Origin of the sequence: Chryseobacterium sp. PTM-20240506 (assembly GCF_048296755.1) — a bacterium.
GTDB lineage: Bacteria > Bacteroidota > Bacteroidia > Flavobacteriales > Weeksellaceae > Chryseobacterium > Chryseobacterium proteolyticum.
The window spans coordinates 1,145,578-1,168,988 of sequence record NZ_CP182581.1; the positions used below are offsets into that span (position 1 = coordinate 1,145,578).

Below are 23,411 nucleotides of genomic sequence, written 5' to 3' on the forward strand. Positions count from 1 at the left end.
TTTTTTATTATTGCATTTGTGATTAAATAATATTATTTTTAAAACAAACTTTAAATGATGAAATTGAAATACAATAACGTTAACTTCTTGCTATCCTATGGCTTAAATAATTACAACTATTATTTAGGAATAAAAACAATATCTGCTCTTCAAGGTAAAACAAGACTATAAAATGTACTCAGTTTTTATATACCTCCGCAGAAGTCTCAAAAAATCTTTTGATAATATCCGCAATGAACAACTGAAGTACAATTTGCTTCAGGCAATTCCTTTCTGGATTGGTTCGGTGATTACGGGTTTTTTTGCAGTGATGTATGCTAAAATATTTGCGTGGGGTGAAAGTCTTTTAAATATCATTTTCAATTGGCATTCATGGATGATCTTCATTATTGCTCCCATTGGTTTTGTTTTGTCCTGGTGGCTGGTAAAAGAATTTGCACCGAATGCCAAAGGAAGCGGAATTCCACAGGTAATGGCTGCCGTAGAGCTTGCTAATCCCAAGGAACACAAAAAGATCAGAAGCCTTTTGAGTCTTAAAATCATATTCTTTAAAATTATTTCTTCTGTCATTTTGGTAATCGGGGGTGGTGCTGTGGGACGCGAAGGACCAACCATCCAGATCGCAGGTTCTGTTTTCAGAAAGGTAAACGAATATCTTCCCGAATGGTGGCCGAAAATATCAAAAAAAAATATGATTATGACAGGTGCGGCCGCAGGTCTTGCAGCAGCTTTCAATACTCCTTTGGGGGGAATTGTATTCGCGGTGGAAGAACTATCAAAAACTCATATTAATTATTTTAAAACAGCTCTTTTTACAGCTGTTATTATTGCAGGCTTAACTGCGCAAACCCTGGCAGGATCTTATTTATATCTTGGTTATCCCAAAACGCATGATGTCTCGCTGATGGTAATGTTCCCGATCATGCTTGTAGCGGGTATTTCAGGTATTCTCGCAAGTCAGCTGTCTGTTATCATGCTTACCATGAATAAGTGGAAAAAGAAAAATCTGAAAACGGATAAGTCAAATATTTTATTTCTTGTTATTTGTGCGCTTATCATTGCTTCTATTGCTTATTTTATTAACAGAGAGATCTTAGGATCCGGTAAAGAAATTATGGAAAGAGTTCTTTTCACAAAAAACAAGCATGAAGACTGGTATGTGCCCATCTTAAGAATGCTGGGACCGGCTTTATCCTTTACATCAGGAGGAGCCGGCGGCATCTTTGCTCCTGCTCTCTCCGCAGGCGCAAGTATTGGCTCCGTCATTTCAGGAGTGATTCATCTTACCCAAAACGAAACGAATGTTGTCGTTCTTGCGGGAATGGTTGCTTTTCTTACGGGAATTACAAGAGCCCCTTTTACATCGGCGATTATCGTCCTTGAAATGACTGACAGGCACTCATTAATATTCCATTTAATGCTGGCCGGAATGGTATCGTCTATTGCTTCTATTTTAGTAAGCAGACATTCACTCTATGACGTGATAAAGATGAATTTTTTAAGTGAAATAAGAAGCAAAGAAGAAGTCTAATACTATCAAAAATAATTTATAACTCAGACTTTCTACTATTATCTTTAGCAGTTCCACACAAACAAATCTGCCGTATCTGTTGCATACTTAAAATACTTTCACTACTTTTGCACCTCGAAATAATTAATAAATTCATTTAACATTATGAACAATTACGAAACTGTTTTCATTTTAACTCCCGTTCTATCTGACGCACAGGTGGAGGAAGCAGTAAAAAAATTTGAAACTCTTTTAAAAGAGAAAAACTGCGAAATCGTTGCTAAAGAGAACTGGGGATTAAAAAAATTAGCTTATCCGATCCAATTAAAAAAGAACGGATTCTACACTTTAATTGAGTTTAAAGGAGAAGGTACTATCGTTGCTGATTTAGAATTAGCTTTCAAACGTGACGAAAGAGTAATCCGTTACCTTACTACAAAACTTGACAAGCATGCTATTGACTATGCTGTAACAAGAAGAACTAAAGTAAAAGTAGCTAAAGCTTAATTATTAACCCATTATTAAAAAAGACAAGACATGGCAATAGATGAAATGGCTAAACAAGCCTCAGCTGGAGGAGAATCAGAAGTAAAATTCCTTACTCCACTTGATATCAATACAAAATCTGAAAAGAAATATTGTAGATTCAAAAAATTCGGAATTAAGCATGTAGATTATAAAGATGCTGATTTCTTATTACAATTCGTAAACGAGCAGGGTAAAATTTTACCAAGAAGATACACTGGAACTTCTTTAAAATACCAAAGAAAAGTTTCTGCTGCTATCAAAAGAGCAAGACACCTTGCTTTAATGCCTTACGTAGCTGACTTATTAAAATAAGATATAAAGAAACAAGAAGAAAGAGAAAAGATGGAGATCTTTTTCTCTTTTTTTAAGTTGCTGAATAAATAATTAATTCTAACGATTTTTAGATTAAAGGAAAGAAATAATTTCTAAGACACCAGTCTTTTTTCTTTTTTCTTTGTTCTTTTCTCTAGAACTAAAAAACGGACAACAACAATGGAAATTATCCTAAAAAAAGACGTAGAAAACTTAGGACTTGAGTTTGATACAGTAAACGTAAAACCAGGTTATGCAAGAAACTTCTTGATTCCTCAAGGTTACGCACTTTTAGCTACTCCTAAAAACAAAGCAACTTTAGAAGCAACTTTAGAAGCTAGAAAAGAAGAAGAAGCTAAATTAATTGCTGCTGCTAACGCTGTAGTTGAGCAATTGAAAAAAACTACTATTACTATTCCTGCTAAAGTTGGATCTGGTGATAAACTATTCGGATCTATCAACAATGCTGACCTTTCTGCAGCTCTTGCAAAAGCTGGTGTTGAAGTTGAGAAGAAATACATCAAAATTCCAGGGAACACTATTAAGAGAACTGGTAAAGTAACTGCTGTTGTAAGATTACACAGAAACGTAGAGTACAACTTCGAGTTTGACGTTGTTTCTGATGCTCCTGTTGTAGCTCCAGCTCCAGCGGCTAAAAAAGAAGAAGCTAAAACTGAAGAAGAAGCTTAATAAAAAGAGAATTTATTTCTCACACCATATAAACCACTTCATTCGAAGTGGTTTTTTTATGCCCTGATATCTGTTGCCTATTCATTTCCTCTCAACTTCTGAAGATATTCTGTCGGGGGTATTCCAATTACTTTTTTAAAGATATTACTGAAGGAAGACAGACTGTTATACCCTACCATCATTGCAATCTCGTACATATTGTATTTCCCTTCAAGCATAAGTTCCAATGAACGGGTTATTCTTAAAGCTCTTAAAAAACGAACGTAATTCATGCCCAAAATCTCTTTAAATTTTCTGGACAATGTTCTTGTACTCATTCCAAATTCTTTTGCTGTAGATTCAATGGTAAGGTTCTTCTCCAGGTTGGCATGGATGTATTTGGCTACCTTTAGCAATGTTTCATCTTCCGGGAAAGGATGCTGTACAGGAAACGCTAATTTTTTATCTCTTTTTTCAGGTAAAATTCCCTTAAGTGCTTTGAGAAAATAATATTTAGAACCGTCATTTTTTGTGATTTTCCCATCCCATTCTTTTGTGTATAAAATCATTTCCCGAAGTAAATGACTCACAGAATAAATATTGATTTCATCAAAAAAGCCATTTTCATCTCCATCTTTTTTAAAGTAAAAATTGTATAAATCCACTTTTGGGCTAGATGTAAATATATAATGGGGGATTCCGGCAGGGATCCACATAAAACATCTCGCAGGAAGGTACCAGTGCCTAAGTTCAGTAAAGATATGTACGATACCGCCTTCTGCATACACCAATTGGGCAGAACTGTGATTATGGATATCTGTTTTTACATTACCGGTAAGTACATGATATACATAAAATTCTGCGTCTTCTTCCTCTACCGCTTTAAAGTGACTATCATTCATGAGATAAAGGTACTGAGAATATTTCTATTTGGCGTAAATGAGCAAATCTTTTTCTGCTTTAACAAATCATGTCTAGACGTACTGCTCGTACCTTTGCACTATCAAAATCAATTTAGCAAAAAACCTTTAATTAATTTATGAAAATGATATTTAGCACACGCAGATATCACTGGATTGCGTTGTGCTTATTATTGATAAGCATGTCCCTACACTCACAAGTGATCGATTATCAACATCTCAGCCTTCAACAGGCATTAGAATTAGGTCTGAAGAATAATAAAAACATTCAGATCAGCCACCTCAAACAAAGCATGTCTGAAACAAAAGAGAAAGATCTTAAAATGGAAAGATTGCCGGACATTGAATTTCATACCAGCTACACTCAGGTATCTGATCTTTTTCAGCATGAAAACGGAATTTTGGGAAAAGCAACCCGATATAATGTTATTAACGGGATGTATGATTTTACCCTTTCCGCTTCCATTCCGGTATATATGGGTGGAAGAATTAAAAATACGGAGAAGAAATCATCTGTAAACACTGAAATTTCGAAATTACAAACCCATCTGGATGAAAGATCACTGAAAATGCAAATCATTACCGCTTTTCTTCAGATTCATCATTTAAAGGAACAACAAGAACTTATTGCTGAAAAAATGAAGGAAGATTCTGTAAACATAAAACAGGTAAAAGCCTTAAAAGCAAACGGAGTGGTTACTTTTAATGAAGTATTAAGAACATCTTTGCAACTTTCTAATCACAAAATGAGCTGGACAGAACTTGATAATGACATTCAGATCGCGGAACACCAGTTAAAAACAATTTTATTTCTTCCGGACACTCAGGAAATGCATGCTGAAACAGAAGATCTTATTTCTGAAAATGCAGAAATTCCGTATATCAATGAGCTGACCGAAACAGCTTTAATTAAAAATGAATATGTTGAAATCACCAAGAAAAATCTCTCTTTAAAAGAGCTTGATCAAAAAATCGTAAAAGCCAATTATCTTCCCAAGATTACTGCCGGAGGTGAATATTTCATAAAATATCCCAATATGATGTTCTTTCCCCCTGAGCCTTATGCTTATCGTTTAGGAATGATTGGGGTAAACCTAACCTATCCTATAGAGAGCTTATATAAGAATAAATATAAAATGCAGGAAGCAAAGGAAAATATAGACCTTGCCAAATTACAGATTGAAGAGAAGGAAGAAAGTTTAAAACATTCGGTTTATGAAGCGTATAAAAAATTTGAAGAAACTGAACAAAAAGTAAAAATAGCAGAGGAAGCTATTAATCAGGCAAAAGAAAACTATCGGATCGTTAAAACAAAATACGCAAATAAATTAAGCCTTATCACCGAATTGATTGATGCTGATAATACATATCTGGAAACTCAATCCAATCTTATTTCTGTGAAGATCAACCGACAATTAAAATACTATCAACTCCAATATACTATCGGAAACTTATAAAACTATGACTAAGAAGCAATTGACTAAAAAAGAAGAAAGAATCAACAAATCGATTACTTTATTAGCCTGGATTCTCATCATAAGCGGAATTACAGGGATGATAAGTTTCTATCTTTTTTCCAGAAAGAATGTAACAACAAATGATGCGCAAATCGAACAATACATCACACCGGTTTCAAGTAAAGTTTCAGGCTTTATTAAAGACATAAGGTTTAATGAAAATCAGTTTGTCCATAAAGGAGACACTTTAATTGTAATTGACAACCGGGAATTCATCAACCAGGTAAAAATGGCCGAAGCCAACCTGCATGCAAATTCAGAAAATATTGCAACCATCCAAAGTGGTGTTAATACTAAAGAAAGTGATACTAAAATCATCGATGCTAAAATAGCTTCAGCAAAAATTGATATATGGAGAACGGAACAGGATTATAAAAGATACAAAAATCTTTTGGCTGAAGATGCTGCCACCGAACAACAGTTTGAAAATGTACAGGCTTCATATGATCAGGCTAAAGCCAATCTGCTGGCATTGGAACAGCAAAAGAAAGCAATTAGAGCTGGTGCTAATGAACAAGAGACCAAAGTAGCTCCCGCAAAAAGTCAGATTCAGCAAAGCTCCGCTAATCTCAGTAATGCAAAATTATTTCTTTCGTATACAGTAGTTACTGCCCCTTATGATGGATGGGTCGGAAAAAAAACGATTCAGGAAGGCCAGCTGATTAAAGAAGGACAAGCTTTGGTTCAGATCGTCAGTAAGGAAAAATGGATCATTGCCAATTATAAAGAAACCCAACTGGGGCAGATTGATCAGAAGCAGGAAGTGATTATTGAAGCGGATGCTTTTCCGGATATTGAATTTAAAGGAAAGATAGTTTCCGTATCCCCTGCATCAGGTTCTCAGTTTTCTCTGGTTAAGCCCGATAATGCAACCGGAAATTTCGTAAAAATAGAACAGCGTTTTCCAGTAAAAATTATTTTAGAGAATGGCAAGGACAATGAAAAATTACTTTCAGGAATGAATGTACTGGTCAGCGCTAAAAAACTATAGAAAGCGAAAAATTCACCATGCATGCGGTGATATAAAGGAATTTGAGACCTTATATCCATCCTTAATCCCCACTATCCGTAATTCCAAATCTACTATCTAAGTTAAAAAAATGCAACATAATTCAGTTTATTATAAATGGGTACCACAATGGCTGAAACTGCCGCTCCTTATTCTGGCGCTGTTTCCCCACCTGATGTTATTGTCTATCCTGCATTCCAATAGTGCCTTCACGGCTTCCTTTATGGATGTGGACCCAGATGATATCCAATACTTATTGATTTTGATGTACGGGACATTTGTGGTTACCCTTTTAGTTTTGCAGCGATTTATGGCCTATTTCAGCGTAAAATACTATATTTTGCTGATGTCCTCTATTTCAGTAATTATACTGTATGTATTATCAGTCACCAATGATTATCATATTGTTCTTGTCATCCGCTTCCTGGAAGGGATATTCGGATTATTGGAAGGCGCTATTTTTTTACCCCTTATTATAGCGGAATTGAAGACTGTTCATGCTAAAGTAATTGCTTATCTTTTCATGTACACCATAATGCTTACCGGAGGAACAGTTACCACCTCATTATTAAAATCAAGCATTCAGGATTACGATTTTCAGCATATGATTCTGATGATCGCTTATTTCCACATTTTTGTATTGATTATCGGAATTGCGTTATTCAACAAAAACAGATTCTTTCCCAAAAAGCCATTGTATCAGCTTGACATTACCAGCTGGTTTTTATTGTGGACCTGCTTGCAGGCGGGAGCTTACGCTATTATCTATGGAAAACGCCTTATGTGGTTTGAGTCCCATATCATTATTTTATGCTTATTCATATTTTTAATATCGGGAGGATTATTTATTTTAAAACAGAGAAATTCAAAACGCCCAATTTTCCATTTTGAAGTTTTCCATTCTAAAAATGTTATTGCGGGTATGGTCCTTTTTTTTGTTTTTTATCTGATCCGTTCAGCTTTGAATAATGTATACAGTATCATGGCTACCGTATGGAAATGGCCCTGGGATTATATTGTAGATGTTCAGTATTGGAATGTGGCGGGAACACTTATTGGCGTTTTATTATCCGGGATCTGTTTAATGAAAGGTGTTTCCTCCAGAATGGTCTTCTTTACCGGGTTTTTATTACTCGCCATTGATTGTGCCTGGTTCACATATACCTTTTATCCCGATACAACACTTTCTACCATTTGCCCTCCGCTATTTTTACAGGGAATAGCCCAGGGGCTTTTATTCACCCCTCTTGTTTTCTTTTTAATAGCAGGGCTTCCGGAAGATTATGTAGCAAATGGCACGGCAATGGGAACCACTACCCGATTCTGGACGACTGCTATAGGATATGCTTTAATGCAGAATTTAATGCTCTTTCTTACCTTAAAACATTCTGATGCCTTAAGCTATAACATGACAGATACCAATCCTGTTTTTTATTCGCAGTGGACACAGATTTTCGGAGCAAATATCTCTAAGCTACCGGTGAATGAATCTTTATCATTAACAGCCGGAGCGTTTAAAGCAAAAATTACATTACAGGCTATTTTACTTTCCAATATGGAAATATTTACCGGCTTATTCTGGCTGGCATTTATTACGGCACTTTTACTGCTTTTATATCATCCCGCTAAAATTGCGATCAGAAATATAATGTAATTTTTAGGCAAAAAATTTGCATTGCTTTCCCAAATTTGAAAGCATGGACATTCAGGAAATCTCATCAGCTCAGAAAGCATTTTTCAAAACACATAAAACAAAAAGTATAAAGTTCAGGAAAATGTACCTTGAAAAGCTTAAAGAAATCATCACACAGAATGAGGAGCTCTTATATAAAGCAATAGAGAAAGATTTTGGAAAATCAAGATTTGATACATTTACTACAGAGTTATCTTTTGTTCTAAAGGATATTGATTATTATATAAAAAATCTGAAAACGCTTTCAAAACCCCAAAAGGTTTCAACCAACCTTGCTAATCAGATCGGGAAAAGTCTCATTTATCCTGAACCTTTAGGATGTATTCTTGTAATTGGTGCATGGAATTACCCTTATCAACTATCCCTTTCTCCACTTGTTGCCGCCTTAGCAGCAGGAAACTGCTGTATCCTTAAACCAAGTGAAATTGCCGAAAATACAATGGAAGCAATGGCTAAAATTATCAATGAAAACTTTCCTTCTGAATATGTTTATGTCTATAAAGGTGGAATCAATGAAACGACAGATCTTTTGAAACTCAGGTTTGATAAAATATTTTTTACAGGGAGCACCAAAGTAGGAAAGATTGTTTATAAAGCTGCTGCGGAAAACCTGACGCCAGTAACCTTAGAATTGGGAGGAAAATCACCCGCCATCATTACTAAAGAAGCAAATCTTGAAGTTTCAGCCAAAAGAATCGTTTGGGGTAAGTTTTTAAACGCAGGACAAACTTGTGTTGCTCCGGATTACCTTGTTGTAGAAGAATCCGTGAAAGAGCAGTTTCTGGAAATGCTCCGGAAATACATTAAAGAATTTAAATATGAACCCGGATCAGAACAATACACAAGAATCATTAACCAAAGAAATTTTCAAAGGCTTATTCAATTGATCCAAAAGGATAAGGTATATTTCGGAGGTAATTATAGTGAAGAAAAACTTTATATAGAACCAACCATCCTAACGGATATTGAATGGAAAGATCCTGTCATGGAAGAAGAAATCTTTGGTCCGATTCTACCCGTGATTTCATTCACCCACTATAACCAAATGATCAATACGATTACAGAATTAGAGAAACCTCTTGCTGCTTATCTCTTTACGAATAACCCAGAAGAAAAAGAAATTTTTAAGCAAAAGATCACTTTTGGCGGAGGATGTATCAATGATGTGGTAATGCATTTAAGTAACGACCATCTGCCGTTTGGGGGAGTAGGAAATTCAGGAATTGGCCATTATCATGGTAAATATGGGTTTGAAGCTTTTTCACACCAGAAATCGATCCTTGAAAGGGTAACATGGGGCGAACCCAATATAAAATATCCGCCATATTCTGATAAAAAACTAAAATGGATTAAGAAACTTTTATAAAACAAAAAAACCGGGAAATTCCCGGTTTTTATTTATGATTTAGGTATCCATTCGTTGAAAAATGCTTTTACTTTTTCAAGATTATATCCTTTATCCTGTTCCAGAACATCACTTTGCTGAACATGAATCATTTTACCATTTTTATCCAGAACAATAAACACAGGATATCCGAATTTATCTCCCGGATTACCATATTGAGCAAAAACTTTTTCATTTTTGTTGTCCGGAGAGAAATTAAGGTGATAGTATAAATAATTTTTATCAACAATATTTTTTAATTCAGGTGTGGTTTGTACAAACTGATTAAAGCGTAAACACCAGATACACCAATTTCCACCGGCCTGGATCATAATATTTTTATTTTCTTTTTTTGCCTGAGCAATCAGTTTATTAATATCTTTTTGAGCATCCGCTTTCGGATCATATGGCTTCGGTAACTTAGCCTTCTCCTCAGCGGCTTTTCTTTTGGCATCCAGTTCTGCATGATCAGTCTTTACAATTAATGCCTTATCTCTTGAATCCTTAACCTCCTCAGTCCTCTTTGTTTCCTGTGAAAAAACAAAAGTACCTGCGATCAGGAAAGCTGCTATTGATAATTTTTTCATAATATAAAAGTAAAAAAATAATACTTATTGCAAGCAAAAATAGAACCATATTTTTATTATCACTAAATTTGCATGTTTTATGAATTTCCTGATCAAGATACTATACCTGATTTCTAAGCTCCCGTTGAAAATATTATATATTTTTTCGGATATCATTTTCTTTTTAAACTACTACATTGTAGGTTATAGAAAAAATGTAATCACCCAGAATCTAACCAGATCTTTTCCCCTGAAATCAAAAAAAGAGATCGCAGAGATAAGAAAAAAATTCTATCGTAACTTTTCAGACTACCTGGTAGAAACTGTAAAATCCTTTAGTATTTCACAAACAGAGGCCAGGGTAAGGATGCAGCATATCAATCAGGATGTATTTCATGAAGTCCAAAAGGAAGGAAAAAATGTTATTTTATTGGCCGGACATGTTTTTAACTGGGAATGGATTAATGCATTGGCTACTATCGTTCCTCAGAAAAACTGCCATCCTGTATACCGCAAAGTAAACAGTGAATTCTGGGAAAACCAGATGAAAAAGGTCCGGAATAAATTCGGAAATAAGGCGTTGGAAGCCAATGAGGTTATTCTCAATATTTTCAGGAGTAAAAATGATGGCGACTCCATTTATATGTTCGTTGCCGATCAAACACCTCATGTTTCTCATGTCAACTACGGATTGGAATTCCTGGACCAGAGAACCCCAGTATTTATAGGATATGATAAGTTGGCGACAAGAATGGACCTGGCTTTCATTTACTGTGAAATGAAAAAAGTAAAACGTGGTTTTTATCAGGTAAATTACCATAGAATTTATCCGGACAGTGAAAAGTTTGTTGAGCACGAGGTAGTAAAAAAGTTTCATAAATTACTGGAAAACACCCTTCATAAACGTCCCGACAACTACCTTTGGTCACACAGGAAGTGGAAATATCAGGACTCTATTAAACACTTTGATTCAGAAAAAGAATAATACAGAATGTCTAAAAAATTAGCAGTTGTTATTTTAAACTGGAATGGTAAGGAGTGGCTGGAAAAGTTTCTTCCTGCCGTTGTCCGCTTCTCGGCTGATGCGGATATATATGTTATTGACAATCTTTCTACAGATAACTCCATCGATTATCTAAAATCACAGTTTCCGACCGTAAAGATTATTTACAATGACAAAAATTATGGCTTTGCGGGCGGATATAATACCGGATTGAAAAATATCAGGGCTGACTATTACTGCCTTCTTAATTCTGATGTAGAAGTAACAGAAAACTGGATTGCCCCTGTCCTTGACCTTTTTGAAAGAGATCCTGAAATTGTAGCTATACAACCCAAGGTTTTATCCTATCAGAACAAAAAATATTTTGAATTTGCAGGTGCTGCCGGGGGATTAATAGATAATTTAGGATATCCATATTGCAGAGGAAGGGTTTTTGATGATGTAGAAGAAGACAAAGGACAGTATAATGATGAAGCAGAAATATTTTGGGCATCGGGATGTTGTTTCTTTATCCGTTCAAAGGATTTTCAGGAACAAAATGGATTTGACGAAAGATTCTTTGCTCATCAGGAAGAAATCGATTTATGCTGGAGGCTGATCAACACGGGAAAAAAAATATACTATACAGGGAAATCCACTGTTTATCATGTAGGAGGAGGAACTTTAAATAAGCAAAGTCCGCAGAAGACTTATCTGAATATCAGAAATAACCTTTCCATGATGCTTAAGAACCTTCCTTTCCCAAAACTGATCTGGCTTATTTTTTTCAGACTTTGCTTAGACAGTATTGCGGGTATTTATTTTGGATTAAAAAATGGATTTCCTCATCTTTGGGCTGTTGTAAGAGCACATTTTGGCTTTTATGCACAGGTTCCCGGAACCTGGAAACTCCGTCAGAAAAATCAAAAGAATATTTTCTATCAAAGCAAATGGCTTATATTCAAACACTTTATTGGAGGTAAAAAGTCTTCATAAGCTTTGGCTTTTCAATTATAATTCATAACTTATCATATTATCAATAAAAATGGATTTTTGTGCAATAGATTTTGAAACGGCAACCAACGACAGAAGCTCTGCTTGTGAACTTGGAGTCTGTATTGTTCAGGATTCCAAGATTGTTGAAACCAAAACCTGGCTTATTAAACCACCCAGTTTTCCTTATTTTAGCCGATTTAATGTTGCGGTTCACGGTATAGAACCAGAAGATGTAAAGGATGCTCCTACTTTTGATGAAATCTGGTATGAAGTGGAAGAAATGATGTATGGAACGCTTATGATTGCTCATAATGCAGGCTTTGATGCAGGGGTCTTAAGAGGGTGCCTTAAACATTATGGTATATTCACACCAAAACTGAATTATTTATGCAGTATTCAGCTGGCAAAAAAGTCCTGGAATTATCTCCCTAGGTATGGATTAAAACATCTGTCAGAATATCATCAGATCAGCCTTAATCACCATAGGGCTGGAGATGATGCCGAAGCTTGTGCTAAAATCTCTTTATTAGCCTTTGAAAAGTTATTTCTAAGTACAAATGAAGAAATTTATGATTACCTGCGGCCTAAAATCAAACAACTCTGATTCTAATTGCTCAATACTTCTGAAAGCAGGTTGAATTTAGGAATGTCTATTTCAAAACTTTCCTGAGTTTCCATGTTTTTAACCAGGTATTTTCCGCTCATATTCCCTACTCCTGAACGAAGCATTACGTTAGAGAAATAACCGAAATTTTCACCTGTTGAGATCTCCGGAGTCAATCCGATTACCCCATCTCCGATGATCTCAGTATATCCGAAACCTACATCGAAGATTAACCATTTTCTTTTCAGAATCTTAATGGGAAAACCACCGTCGTTTTCTATGGTTATATTATACTTAAAAACATAACGGTTTTCTGAGGGGTAACTGTTTTTACTATCATATTCAGGTATGACTGAAACTTTGATATTAGAAGTTATTTTTGAAAACATCACTTAACATTTGTTTAAATAAATACAAAAATCTCGCCTTTTTTGAGGCGAGATCGTAACTTATATTATAATTTTCTTAAAATTTATAATTCCAGAGCTTTTCTTTCATCACCTCCCATTAAAATCTCAACAGGATTATCGATACCTTCTTTTACAGCTACAAGGAACCCTACGGATTCTTTTCCATCAATAATTCTGTGGTCATAAGACATTGCAACGTACATCATAGGACGGATAACTACCTGCCCGTCTACTGCTACAGGTCTTTGAATAATGTTGTGCATTCCCAGAATTGCAGATTGTGGAGGATTGATAATCGGAGTAGACATCATAGATCCGAAAGTACCACCATTTGTAATTGTGAATGTACCACCAGTCATTTCATCAACACTGATTTTACCGTCTCTTACTTTAGTAGCTAAATCTTTGATGTTTGCTTCAATACTTCTGAAGGTCATGTCTTCAGCATTTCTCAATACAGGAACCATTAATCCTTTAGGACCTGAAACCGCGATTGAAATATCACAGAAATCATAGTTGATTTTGAAATCTCCATCGATAGATGCATTTACATCAGGATACATTTGCAAAGCTCTTGTAACAGCTTTTGTAAAGAAAGACATGAAACCTAGTCCAACTCCGTGTTTTTGGGCAAACTCTTCTTTATATTGTTTTCTGATTCTGAAGATCTCAGACATGTCAACCTCGTTGAAAGTAGTTAACATTGCCGTTTCATTCTTTACAGAAACCAGTCTTGAAGCGATTTTTCTTCTTAGAACTGAAAGCTTAGTAGTCGTTGTTGCTCTTGAACCGTTAGTAGAAGATACACTTCCCATAGCAGGAACAGCAGCTAATTCAGCATCAGTTTTAGTAACTCTTCCATCTCTTCCGGATCCGGTAACTTGCCCTGCATCTATTCCTTTTTCATCAAGAATTTTTTTAGCAGCAGGAGACGGAGTTCCCGTTGCATATGTCTGTGTAGCAGCCGCAGGTTGTGCAACCGGTTTTGGTGCTTCCTGAACAGGTGCTGGTTTTGGAGCCTCTTCTTTCTTAGGAGCTTCAGCAGCAGGAGCAGCTGCCCCTTCTGGTTTAGGAGCATCTACATCAATTAAGCAAACTACCTGACCTACTTGTACAACTTCACCTTCTTCTGCTTTTAAAGTAATTACACCACTTTGCTCAGCTGGAAGTTCAAGAGTTGCTTTGTCTGAGTCTACCTCAGCGATTGGTTGATCTTTTTCTACATAATCACCATCTTTCACAAGCCAAGTCGCGATTTCAACTTCTGTTATTGATTCGCCCGGTGAAGGAACTTTCATTTCTAAAACTGACATATCGTATTTTTTATTTTTTTATTAATTATTATTTATTGATTAAGCTGTTACAGGTCTTTTTGCAGGCGCATCGTTTGTGTTAAAAACCCTATTGATTACTGCATTCTGATTTTTCTCAAACATCTTGTGACTACCAGGAGCCGGAGCACCACTTGGTACCGGAGCTATTACCTGAATACCTGTATCTCTGAAGTTTCTAAGGATATAAGACCATGCCCCCATATTTTCAGGTTCTTCCTGAGCCCAGATCAATTCTTTTCTATTATCATATTTGCTTAAAATTTGCTCAATAGCATCTGTTTGTAATGGATACAATTGTTCAAATCTAACCAGAGCAATATCTTCATTGTTAAGTTCCTCTTTCTTCGCCAATAATTCAAAATAGAATTTACCTGAACAAAGGACAACTTTTTCTACTTTTTTAGGATCTGCAGTAGCATCATCCAAAATAGGCTGGAAAGTTCCGTTCGCAAAATCTTCTAATGGAGAAACAACTTTAGGATGTCTTAGTAATGATTTAGGACTCATTACAACCAACGGTTTTCTGTAAGACCATTTCAATTGTCTTCTCAACAAGTGGAAATAGTTAGCTGGGGAAGTGATATTGGCTACCACAATATTTTCGTTCGCACAAAGTGTCAAGAATCTCTCCAATCTTGCAGAAGAGTGTTCTGCTCCCTGTCCTTCGGAACCATGTGGCAATAACATTACCAATCCGTTCTGAATCTTCCATTTCTCTTCAGCAGCAGCCAGATATTGATCAACAATAATCTGAGCACCATTTACGAAATCCCCAAACTGAGCTTCCCAGATTGTAAGCGTGTTTGGAGAAGCCATAGCATATCCATAATCAAAACCTAAAACTCCGTATTCTGAAAGGTGAGAGTTATAAACATCAAATCTGCTTTCAGAAATATGTCTTAATGGAATATACTCTTCTTCCGTATCTTCTGTTTTTACTACGGCATGTCTGTGGGAGAAAGTTCCTCTTTCCACATCTTCCCCTGAAATTCTGATATTGTGTCCTTCAGCAAGTAATGTAGCATATGCTAACCATTCTCCTAAAGCCCAATCTAAAGAATCTCCCTCAATTGCTTTTACACGGTTTTCAAAAAGTCTTGTAATCTTATTGATAAATTTCTTATCAGCAGGAAGTGTAGACATTTTAATAGCCAGTTCCTTAAGCTTAGCTAAATCATATTTTGTATCTACAGGAGACTGCATTGCTCCTCTTTTTGCAATAGGATAGTTTGTCCAGTCATCAGACATGAAAACATCCATTGCATTTTTCTCAATCTCCTTAGATGCATCGAAATCTTTATCCAAAAGTTCTTTGAAATCAGTTTCCATTTTCTTCAGGATATCATTAGAAACAATACTGTCCTGAATTAATTTATCCTTATAAATTTCTCTTGGGTTCGGATGCTTGGAAATCAGTTTATATAAATTGGGTTGAGTAAATCTTGGTTCATCCCCTTCGTTATGACCATATTTTCTATATCCCAGTAAATCGATGTATACATCTTTTCCGAACTTCGCTCTGAAATCAGCTGCAAAGTGGATTGCATGAACTACTGCTTCCGCGTCATCAGCATTTACGTGCATTACCGGAGACTCAGTTACTTTTGCAATATCCGTACAATAAGTGGATGATCTTGCATCTGCATAGTTGGTTGTAAATGAAACCTGGTTATTCACAACAATATGCACCGTACCTCCTGTTTTGTATCCTTCCAAGGTCATCATCTGCGCTACTTCATAAACAATTCCTTGTCCTGCAATAGCTCCATCCCCATGGATAACGATCGGTAAAATTTTAGAATAATCCCCTTTGTATTTATCATCTACTTTAGCACGGCAGATCCCTTCTACCAAAGCTGCTACTGTTTCCAGGTGAGATGGGTTCGGAGTAAGATTGATAGAAACTTCTTCACCTGAAGCTGTTTTGATCTTTTTAGAAGATCCTAAGTGATATTTAACGTCACCCGAGAATACATCTTCTTCAAATTCTTTTCCTTCAAATTCAGAGAAGATCTGTTTGTAAGATTTACCAAAAATATTGGATAGTACATTTAATCTTCCTCTGTGAGCCATACCAAGCACCACCTCATCTACACCAAGCTGAGAAGATCTTGAAATCAACTGATCCAAAGCAGGAATCAATGTTTCTCCTCCTTCCAGTGAGAATCTTTTCTGACCAACAAATTTCGTGTGAAGATAATTTTCAAAAGCTACAGCCTGATTCAACTTCAATAAGATCTCAGTTTTTTCATTGGCTGAAAGACTTGGATGGTTTTCATTTACCTGCAACCATTTTTTGATAAAATCCTTCTCTTCAACATTGTTGATATAAGTATATTCAACACCGATAGAGTCACAATAAATGTTTTCCAGGTGCTTAATAATATCCTGCAATGTTGCAGGCTCTTTCATCCCTGTTTCAACAGCACAGTTAAATTTCGTATTTAAATCCTCCTTGCTCAGACCGAAGTTCTCGATATCCAGAGTAGGTGTATAGTGTCTTCTTTCTCTTACCGGATTTGTTTTTGTAAACAAATGCCCTCTTGTTCTGTAAGCCTCAATAAGGTTTACTACTTTAAATTCTTTCTTGATGTGCTCAGGAACTTCTCCGTTTGATACCGCCTGAGATATTTGCTGTACTGCAGGAGCAGTAGTAGCTGGAGCTTGAATGTATTGGATGTTATCTTCATCACCGTAGTTCTCCAAAGCAAAATCAAAGCCTTGAAAGAAGGCTTTCCATGATGGCTCTAAAGAATCCGGGAATTTTAAGTACTGTTGGTATAAATCCTCAATTAACTGAGAATGAGCTGCGTTTAGGAATGAAAATCTGTCCATTATTACAGTTTATCTATTATTAAAATTTGTTTGTATAATTAATCCTCAAATTTAATAAAAAAAACCGACTTGGGACAGCCTCAGATTACTAAAAAAAACATAAAATATATAATTTCCAATAATTTACTTAAAGACAGATAGGGAAAGCTTCATGTTCACGTCCTGATCATCCATCGGGCGCTCCATAAAAACCTGACGAATATCACCAAAACGCATCTCATCTTTCTTTGCTTTTTGAATCAATTGCTGAATTGCTTTTACTCTTCCGGCATAAGGTCCTTTGTAATACATCACATAATTCTGCGTAGGGTTTACAGATCTGAAACTAAAGTTATTATCTGTAACTCCTATCTTTTTTGACAATGGTATCCCCAGGAAATAGGAAACCTCCTTATCTTTATAATTATCGGCGTCAGTGATCAGGATGGGAAACCCGAATTCATCCTCTTTTTTTCCAAGATCCATGCTTACATAATTGTAAACTTTATTGTAGTTCATAACGATGTTTTTGTACAAAGCATCTTTCTTGTTGGAGGTGCTGACATTAATTCCCAGCAATAACTTTTCCTCTTCATTTTCTACCATTAAGCTATCGTATTTTATTGCAGCCATCTGGTTATCTTTTTCCACCTTATTTCCGAGAACGTTCTTAAGGTTGGCCATACTTTTATCGATATTTTCTGTAAAACGGTCCTCCGTCCAGAAATTCTCCACTCTCCTCAGCACAGAAAGTTTAGGGGTATGAACATACCATGTGATTTTTGTTTTTTCTGCAGATAATGCTTTGAATTTAACATCGACAAGCGTTGGGTTCTCATTTTTATCTTCAAAAAGCTGATATTTAAGGGTTTGATTAGGGTTTTCATACCGGATAAACATCTCTCCGTCTCTATCATTTTTTGGATCAACGTAACTTATAGCGCTTCCCATTCCCTCGTAGGGAGTATAATAATCAATATCAATAGTTTGGGAATTTGTAAAGAAATTATTCCAACGGGTAAAATTCTGCAAATTATTGAATTGGTGAAAGACTTTATCCAAAGGATAATCTATCTCTTTTTCAATTTTAAAATCTTTACTTTCATCCACAAAATAATACATGGAAGCAGCATAAGCCCCTACCAGTAAAACAACAATTACACTTATTATTTTAAAAAAACGCATCGTACAAAAGTAAAACAAATAAAAAAAGTGACCAATATATTGATCACTCTAGTTTTAAGTTTATGAAAATTATCCAATATGAGTTCCCGGAGGCAGCACAGCTCCTTTTTTCACCACAACAATACCATCCTGCACGGAATGGGTTCCAAAGTCGCCATCCTGTAAGTGCTTCCCTCCGATAATCCTTACATTATCTCCTATATAGCAGTTTTTGTCTAGAATCGCTTTTTCGATGTAACAGTACTTCCCTATTCCCATGTTAGGACGACCATTCCGGTCATTCATGACAATTTCAGTAGTATTCTGATAGAAATCCGATCCCATTACATAAGAATTTACGATCGTACTTCCTTTATCGATACGGGTCCTGTTTCCGATCACTGAATTTTCAATTTTGTCCGCCATAATAATACATCCATCTCCAAAAACAGCTTTACTAACGTAAGATCCATTAATTTTGGATGGAGGTAGCATTCTGGCTCTCGTATAAATCGGTGACGAAGAAAATAAATTAAACTGTGGAAAATCCTGACAAAGATCAATATTAGCCTCGTAAAAAGACTCAATTGTTCCAATATCAGTCCAGTATCCTTCATACTGATAACTTAATGTAGCATATTTTCCTATTGAATTAGGAATAATATCTTTCCCGAAATCATCCCCCGCACCTTCATCAAACATCTTTTTAAGAATACTCTTTGTGAAAATATAAATCCCCATAGATGCAAGGAATTCTTTCCCTTCATGTTTGTTATGATCAGAAACTTCAGACTTCCAATCTCCTAAAATATCCATCCCTGGTTTTTCAACAAATGAAGTAATATTTCCTTCATCATCGGATTTCAAAATACCAAACCCTGTTGCATCCTTGGCATTTACAGGAATAGTCGCAATAGTTACATCCCCTCCTTTTTTAATATGATAATCCAGCATTTCCCTGAAGTCCATCTGATAAAGCTGATCCCCAGAAAGGATAAGAATATAATCATAATCATATTTTTCAAGGTGTTTCATCGACTGACGAACCGCATCTGCAGTACCCTGGTACCAGCTCTCATTTTCAACATTCTGTTCGGCAGCTAAAATATCTACAAATCCTTTACTGAAGATATCAAAATGATATGAGTTTTTAATATGAGAATTTAAAGAAGCAGAGTTAAACTGGGTTAAAACCAAGATCTTATTCAGTCCCGAGTTTAGACAATTGGAAATAGGAATATCTACCAGTCTGTATTTTCCGGCAATTGGAACGGCTGGTTTTGACCTTGAATAAGTTAACGGAAAAAGTCTCGTTCCTCTACCTCCTCCCAAAACAATGGAAATAACGTTGCGATTCATAAATATCTTGCGTTTAATTTAGTTTAGATTACTTTTTTATTCACTTTAAGTATTTCTACAATACTTCTTTTCCTCATTATGTCACTACAGAAAACAAAACAGGTTATACTTCGTTTTATTTATTGTATAACGCAATATACTTCTCCGCAGACTTCTCCCACGCGAAATCAAATTGCATATTGGCAGTGATAAGGTCCTCCATCACACCTTTTTGATAATATATATGCATCCCTCTGTTCATCGCGTGAATTACATCATCAACTCCCGGATAGGAAAAATTTAATCCCGCTCCTCCTGTAGATATATCCTGCACAGTATCTTTCAATCCACCGGTGTATCTTACAATGGGAACCGTTCCGTATCTCATGGAATACATCTGATTCAATCCGCATGGCTCTACCCTTGAAGGCATCAGCAAAAAGTCTGCTGAAGCATATATTTTATGGGACAGATATTCTTTATACCCCAGATCAAGAGCAAAATTACTGTACAAATGTTCATATTCTTTTAACTTATCTTCTATATATCTGTTACCGGAGCCCAGAATGATGACATTTAAAGCACCATAGCTCTGTCTTATACTCCTCCATACAACATCGGGCAGCAGATCGGCTCCTTTTTCTGTTGCAAACCTTCCAATAAATGCAAACAAAGGAAGTTCCGGCTTCAGACCATACTCTTTGCAAAGTTTGGCTTTACTCTTTTTCTTCTGTTCTACGGCATCTTCGATACTAAAGTTATAGTCCAGCATAGGATCAGTCTCAGGATTCCATACTTCAGTATCAATACCATTGATGATTCCGTATGCTTTTCCGAATTCTTCGCGAACCAAGCTTTCAAGTCCTCGGAAACTTATAAAAAGCTCTTCCAGATAGCCTTCCGAAACAGTAGTGAATGCATGTGAACATTTGATCATACACGCCAAAGGATTAATCAATCCGTTCCAGTCTAAAAGTCCCCATCTGTAGTTATCAAACACAGGCATATATTGTGCCATATTCCAGCCCATCATCCCTTGGTATTCACCATTGTGAATTGTCCCAATCGTTTTAACCCCCTTAAGAAATTTAAATTCAGGACAATATTCAATCATAAAAGGAACCAGGCCCGTGTGATAATCATGACAATGCAAAACATCAGGACGGATTTCCATGGCACTCAGCCAATGCAAGACACCATGCTGAAAAGCTAAAAACTGGAAACTTTCATCCTGGTAACCGTAAGGATTATCCCTGTCTAAAAGCCCTGGAATTTTCACCAGGTATAACTCAAAGCCTAAAACATTTGTTTTTTCTTTCATTACCTGAACCTGAAGCATATTGGGTCCCTGATGAATAAAACCATCAAAAACAATATCAAACTCATGATCGTAAATAAAAGATTTATTATACCAAGGCATTACAACCTTTGCATCCACTCCTTTTATTTTATTCTGATATTTTGGCAAAGCTCCTACAACATCTGCTAAACCGCCTACTTTTGCTATCGGATAACATTCCGTACTAAGATGATAAACAATCATTTTACTTTTTATGTAATTTAATTCTATGTAATTTATACTTTTTATCTTTTTTCTGCTTTAAAATCAATCCGGCGAGTGGCGGCAGTTTTAAAGTTATGGATTGGGGCCTGTTCATCCAATCCCCTTTCTCTTCCCTGATAATAAAAGGATCTACACCACTGCCACTGTATATTTCATCATCGGAATTAAAAATAACTTCCCAATGTGTTCCTTCGTTCACTCCTATTGTATACTCAACGATACGGGGTGTAAGATTAAGAACGACCATGCAAACATCATCCTTCCGTTTTCCCTTTCTTAAATATACAAAGACAGAATTATCCTTATCATCGGCTTCCACCCATTCAAATCCTTTGGGATTAAACTGGTTTTCATACAAAGCAGATTCTGATCTGTACGCATGATTGAGATCTTTGACTAATGTCTGCAATCCTTTATGAACAGGATACTGTAACAAATGCCAATCCAGGCTTTGCTTAAAATTCCATTCAGCAGTCTGACCGAATTCATCTCCCATAAATAGCAGTTTTGCTCCCGGATGCGTATACATGTATACATAAAGTGCCCGAAGATTGGCAAACTTTTGCCATTCATCTCCCGGCATTTTATAAATAAGACTTGCTTTCCCATGTACAACTTCATCGTGAGATAAAGGCATCATATAATTTTCGTTATACATGTACATGGACGCAAAGGTTATTTTGTGATGGTTGTTTTTTCTGAGGATGGGATCAAGTTTAAAATAATCCAGTGTATCATGCATCCAACCCATCATCCATTTCATTCCAAAACCCACACCACCATCATGCACCGGCTTGGTAAGCATTGGAAAATCTGAACTTTCTTCAGCAATCGTAATAATTGCATTTCCGAATTCTTTATATACTGCTGTATTAAATTCCTGAAGAAATATTTTTGCTTCAAGATTTACATTCCCGCCATACTGATTTGGCTCCCACTCTCCTTCATTTCTGGAATAATCCAGATGGAGCATGGAAGTTACGGCATCTACCCGCAATCCATCCGCATGATATCTTTCCAGCCAAAACATGGCGTTGGAGATCAAAAAAGATTTTACTTCATTTCTTCCGTAGTTGAAAATGTAAGATTTCCAGTCCGGATGAAATCCTTTTCTCGGGTCTTCATGCTCATATAAAAAAGACCCATCGAAACGATGGAGTCCATTCGCATCTCCCGGGAAATGAGAAGGAACCCAGTCCAGTATTACGCCTATATCATTCTTATGAAGTTCATCAATCAGGAACATTAAATCCTGAGGGGATCCGAATCTTGAAGTTGCGGCATAGAAACCTGTGATCTGATATCCCCAACTGGGATCATAAGGAAACTCCATGACGGGCATAAATTCTACGTGCGTAAACCCCATTTGTATGATGTAAGGCACCAGCTTTTTGGCTATATCACGATAATTTAAAAACTTATCAGGATAGTCTTCATCTCGTACCCATGAACCTAATTGCATTTCATAAACAGAAATCGGAGCTTCCAACCGGTTCTTTTTCCATCGGCTGTCCATCCATTCCTGGTCCTTCCATTCATACCATGTAGTAGAAATCAGAGATGCTGCCTGTAAATTTTGCTCCCAACTTAATGCATAAGGATCACTTTTCTCCAAAAGATCACCATAAGCCGTTTCTATAGCATATTTATATAAAGTTCCCCATTTAAGATCAGCAATAAAGCCCTCCCAGATCCCGGATCCATCCCACCGGGGATATAAAATATGCTCTTTATGATTCCAGTTATTAAAATTCCCAATCACAGAAACCTTTTTCGCATTGGGTGCCCAGACAGAAAAATAAACTCCTGAAACCCCGTCTTTCTCTACGGAATGTGCCCCAAACTTATCGTAAAGCTTGTAATGCTTACCTTCTTTGAAAAGATAAACATCATGATCCGTAAAAAGTGTATAGGTTTTAACAGAGTTCATTAGTGTTTAATTTTATATGCTTTGAAACTACGAAAAATACAGATAGAAACAATTAATTATAATTCAAATAATTGTTATAAAAGTTCTTTCATCCACCTCCCTATCAAATATATAAAATTTAATAGTCTTCTGATTGTTTTTTACCAGAAATTTTCAACGTTTATATA

Annotated in this window: 20 protein-coding genes; 11 read left to right on the plus strand and 9 right to left on the minus strand. The window is 36.1% G+C overall.

The genetic code is table 11. From position 1 onward, the window contains the following. Positions 1 to 172: 172 nt before the first annotated feature. The 4 genes from ACNFU2_RS05005 to rplI all read left to right on the plus strand — a co-directional run bounded on the left by ACNFU2_RS05005 (position 173) and on the right by rplI (position 3,040). Complete coding sequence (locus ACNFU2_RS05005) at positions 173 to 1,531, plus strand: chloride channel protein (protein WP_273648202.1); 1,359 nt, start codon at positions 173 to 175, stop codon at positions 1,529 to 1,531. A gap of 144 nt (positions 1,532 to 1,675) precedes the next feature. Further along, entirely contained in the window at positions 1,676 to 2,017 is a 342-nt protein-coding gene (gene rpsF, locus ACNFU2_RS05010; RefSeq protein ID WP_172278518.1) for a 30S ribosomal protein S6, read from the plus strand. Positions 2,018 to 2,047: 30 nt separating this feature from the next. After that, positions 2,048 to 2,350: a 30S ribosomal protein S18 gene (gene rpsR / locus ACNFU2_RS05015; protein WP_007844708.1), complete on the plus strand. Its 303-nt coding sequence runs from the start codon at positions 2,048 to 2,050 to the stop codon at positions 2,348 to 2,350. A gap of 180 nt (positions 2,351 to 2,530) precedes the next feature. Continuing rightward, positions 2,531 to 3,040, plus strand: coding sequence for a 50S ribosomal protein L9 (rplI, locus tag ACNFU2_RS05020; protein ID WP_172278520.1), 510 nt, complete (start codon positions 2,531 to 2,533; stop codon positions 3,038 to 3,040). A 77-nt stretch (positions 3,041 to 3,117) separates the two neighbouring features. Here rplI and ACNFU2_RS05025 read toward each other — a convergent pair whose 3' ends face one another. Then, positions 3,118 to 3,921, minus strand: a complete 804-nt coding sequence (locus tag ACNFU2_RS05025; protein ID WP_418123973.1) for a helix-turn-helix domain-containing protein — start codon at positions 3,919 to 3,921, stop codon at positions 3,118 to 3,120. A 137-nt stretch (positions 3,922 to 4,058) separates the two neighbouring features. On the opposite strand from ACNFU2_RS05025, the gene ACNFU2_RS05030 reads away from it, so the two are divergent. From ACNFU2_RS05030 to ACNFU2_RS05045, 4 genes are all read left to right on the plus strand, one after another. Further along, positions 4,059 to 5,396 carry a TolC family protein gene (locus ACNFU2_RS05030; RefSeq protein WP_418123975.1) on the plus strand — a complete coding sequence of 446 codons (1,338 nt, stop codon included), beginning with the start codon at positions 4,059 to 4,061 and terminating at the stop codon, positions 5,394 to 5,396. A 4-nt stretch (positions 5,397 to 5,400) separates the two neighbouring features. Next, entirely contained in the window at positions 5,401 to 6,447 is a 1,047-nt protein-coding gene (locus ACNFU2_RS05035) for an HlyD family secretion protein (RefSeq protein WP_418123977.1), read from the plus strand. 109 nt (positions 6,448 to 6,556) lie between these two features. After that, positions 6,557 to 8,119: a hypothetical protein gene (locus ACNFU2_RS05040; RefSeq protein WP_418123979.1), complete on the plus strand. Its 1,563-nt coding sequence runs from the start codon at positions 6,557 to 6,559 to the stop codon at positions 8,117 to 8,119. Positions 8,120 to 8,135: 16 nt separating this feature from the next. Next, on the plus strand, positions 8,136 to 9,524 hold the full coding sequence (locus tag ACNFU2_RS05045) for an aldehyde dehydrogenase (protein WP_418123981.1): 1,389 nt from the start codon (positions 8,136 to 8,138) through the stop codon (positions 9,522 to 9,524). A 32-nt stretch (positions 9,525 to 9,556) separates the two neighbouring features. Here the strand turns inward: ACNFU2_RS05045 and ACNFU2_RS05050 are convergent, their stop codons facing one another. Continuing rightward, positions 9,557 to 10,129: a thioredoxin family protein gene (locus ACNFU2_RS05050; protein ID WP_418123983.1), complete on the minus strand. Its 573-nt coding sequence runs from the start codon at positions 10,127 to 10,129 to the stop codon at positions 9,557 to 9,559. A gap of 79 nt (positions 10,130 to 10,208) precedes the next feature. On the opposite strand from ACNFU2_RS05050, the gene ACNFU2_RS05055 reads away from it, so the two are divergent. Genes ACNFU2_RS05055 through ACNFU2_RS05065 form a run of 3 tightly spaced genes read left to right on the plus strand, consistent with a single transcriptional unit; the run spans position 10,209 to position 12,690 of the window. After that, positions 10,209 to 11,093 (plus strand): lysophospholipid acyltransferase family protein, encoded by an 885-nt coding sequence (locus ACNFU2_RS05055; RefSeq protein ID WP_172278532.1) that lies wholly within the window; start codon positions 10,209 to 10,211, stop codon positions 11,091 to 11,093. Positions 11,094 to 11,099: 6 nt separating this feature from the next. Next, complete coding sequence (locus ACNFU2_RS05060; RefSeq protein WP_418123985.1) at positions 11,100 to 12,086, plus strand: glycosyltransferase family 2 protein; 987 nt, start codon at positions 11,100 to 11,102, stop codon at positions 12,084 to 12,086. A gap of 49 nt (positions 12,087 to 12,135) precedes the next feature. Then, a complete protein-coding gene (locus ACNFU2_RS05065; protein ID WP_172278536.1) occupies positions 12,136 to 12,690 on the plus strand; it encodes a 3'-5' exonuclease in 555 nt (184 codons plus the stop codon). A 2-nt stretch (positions 12,691 to 12,692) separates the two neighbouring features. Here the strand turns inward: ACNFU2_RS05065 and apaG are convergent, their stop codons facing one another. The 7 genes from apaG to glgB all read right to left on the minus strand — a co-directional run bounded on the left by apaG (position 12,693) and on the right by glgB (position 23,244). Continuing rightward, a complete protein-coding gene (apaG, locus tag ACNFU2_RS05070; RefSeq protein ID WP_194304229.1) occupies positions 12,693 to 13,079 on the minus strand; it encodes a Co2+/Mg2+ efflux protein ApaG in 387 nt (128 codons plus the stop codon). A gap of 83 nt (positions 13,080 to 13,162) precedes the next feature. Next, a complete protein-coding gene (odhB, locus tag ACNFU2_RS05075; protein WP_172278540.1) occupies positions 13,163 to 14,413 on the minus strand; it encodes a 2-oxoglutarate dehydrogenase complex dihydrolipoyllysine-residue succinyltransferase in 1,251 nt (416 codons plus the stop codon). A gap of 39 nt (positions 14,414 to 14,452) precedes the next feature. Further along, positions 14,453 to 17,269, minus strand: a complete 2,817-nt coding sequence (locus tag ACNFU2_RS05080; protein ID WP_418123987.1) for a 2-oxoglutarate dehydrogenase E1 component — start codon at positions 17,267 to 17,269, stop codon at positions 14,453 to 14,455. A gap of 123 nt (positions 17,270 to 17,392) precedes the next feature. Further along, positions 17,393 to 18,433, minus strand: coding sequence for an SRPBCC domain-containing protein (locus ACNFU2_RS05085; RefSeq protein WP_172278544.1), 1,041 nt, complete (start codon positions 18,431 to 18,433; stop codon positions 17,393 to 17,395). A 69-nt stretch (positions 18,434 to 18,502) separates the two neighbouring features. Beyond that, positions 18,503 to 19,771 (minus strand): glucose-1-phosphate adenylyltransferase, encoded by a 1,269-nt coding sequence (locus ACNFU2_RS05090; RefSeq protein ID WP_345988030.1) that lies wholly within the window; start codon positions 19,769 to 19,771, stop codon positions 18,503 to 18,505. A 115-nt stretch (positions 19,772 to 19,886) separates the two neighbouring features. Beyond that, positions 19,887 to 21,293, minus strand: a complete 1,407-nt coding sequence (locus ACNFU2_RS05095; protein WP_418123990.1) for a glycogen synthase — start codon at positions 21,291 to 21,293, stop codon at positions 19,887 to 19,889. Position 21,294: 1 nt separating this feature from the next. After that, positions 21,295 to 23,244, minus strand: coding sequence for a 1,4-alpha-glucan branching protein GlgB (gene glgB, locus ACNFU2_RS05100; protein WP_418123991.1), 1,950 nt, complete (start codon positions 23,242 to 23,244; stop codon positions 21,295 to 21,297). Positions 23,245 to 23,411 lie beyond the last annotated feature (167 nt).

Coding starts and splice junctions, on each gene's coding strand:
- rpsR (WP_007844708.1), top strand. CDS start 2,048: ATGGCAATAGATGAAATGGCTAAACAAGCCTCAGCTGGAGGAGAATCA.
- ACNFU2_RS05080 (WP_418123987.1), bottom strand. CDS start 17,269: ATGGACAGATTTTCATTCCTAAACGCAGCTCATTCTCAGTTAATTGAG.
- ACNFU2_RS05035 (WP_418123977.1), top strand. CDS start 5,401: ATGACTAAGAAGCAATTGACTAAAAAAGAAGAAAGAATCAACAAATCG.
- ACNFU2_RS05090 (WP_345988030.1), bottom strand. CDS start 19,771: ATGAATCGCAACGTTATTTCCATTGTTTTGGGAGGAGGTAGAGGAACG.
- ACNFU2_RS05095 (WP_418123990.1), bottom strand. CDS start 21,293: ATGATTGTTTATCATCTTAGTACGGAATGTTATCCGATAGCAAAAGTA.
- glgB (WP_418123991.1), bottom strand. CDS start 23,244: ATGAACTCTGTTAAAACCTATACACTTTTTACGGATCATGATGTTTAT.
- ACNFU2_RS05050 (WP_418123983.1), bottom strand. CDS start 10,129: ATGAAAAAATTATCAATAGCAGCTTTCCTGATCGCAGGTACTTTTGTT.
- ACNFU2_RS05055 (WP_172278532.1), top strand. CDS start 10,209: ATGAATTTCCTGATCAAGATACTATACCTGATTTCTAAGCTCCCGTTG.
- apaG (WP_194304229.1), bottom strand. CDS start 13,079: ATGTTTTCAAAAATAACTTCTAATATCAAAGTTTCAGTCATACCTGAA.
- ACNFU2_RS05030 (WP_418123975.1), top strand. CDS start 4,059: ATGAAAATGATATTTAGCACACGCAGATATCACTGGATTGCGTTGTGC.
- rpsF (WP_172278518.1), top strand. CDS start 1,676: ATGAACAATTACGAAACTGTTTTCATTTTAACTCCCGTTCTATCTGAC.
- ACNFU2_RS05060 (WP_418123985.1), top strand. CDS start 11,100: ATGTCTAAAAAATTAGCAGTTGTTATTTTAAACTGGAATGGTAAGGAG.
- odhB (WP_172278540.1), bottom strand. CDS start 14,413: ATGTCAGTTTTAGAAATGAAAGTTCCTTCACCGGGCGAATCAATAACA.
- ACNFU2_RS05085 (WP_172278544.1), bottom strand. CDS start 18,433: ATGCGTTTTTTTAAAATAATAAGTGTAATTGTTGTTTTACTGGTAGGG.
- ACNFU2_RS05065 (WP_172278536.1), top strand. CDS start 12,136: ATGGATTTTTGTGCAATAGATTTTGAAACGGCAACCAACGACAGAAGC.
- rplI (WP_172278520.1), top strand. CDS start 2,531: ATGGAAATTATCCTAAAAAAAGACGTAGAAAACTTAGGACTTGAGTTT.
- ACNFU2_RS05005 (WP_273648202.1), top strand. CDS start 173: ATGTACTCAGTTTTTATATACCTCCGCAGAAGTCTCAAAAAATCTTTT.
- ACNFU2_RS05040 (WP_418123979.1), top strand. CDS start 6,557: ATGCAACATAATTCAGTTTATTATAAATGGGTACCACAATGGCTGAAA.
- ACNFU2_RS05025 (WP_418123973.1), bottom strand. CDS start 3,921: ATGAATGATAGTCACTTTAAAGCGGTAGAGGAAGAAGACGCAGAATTT.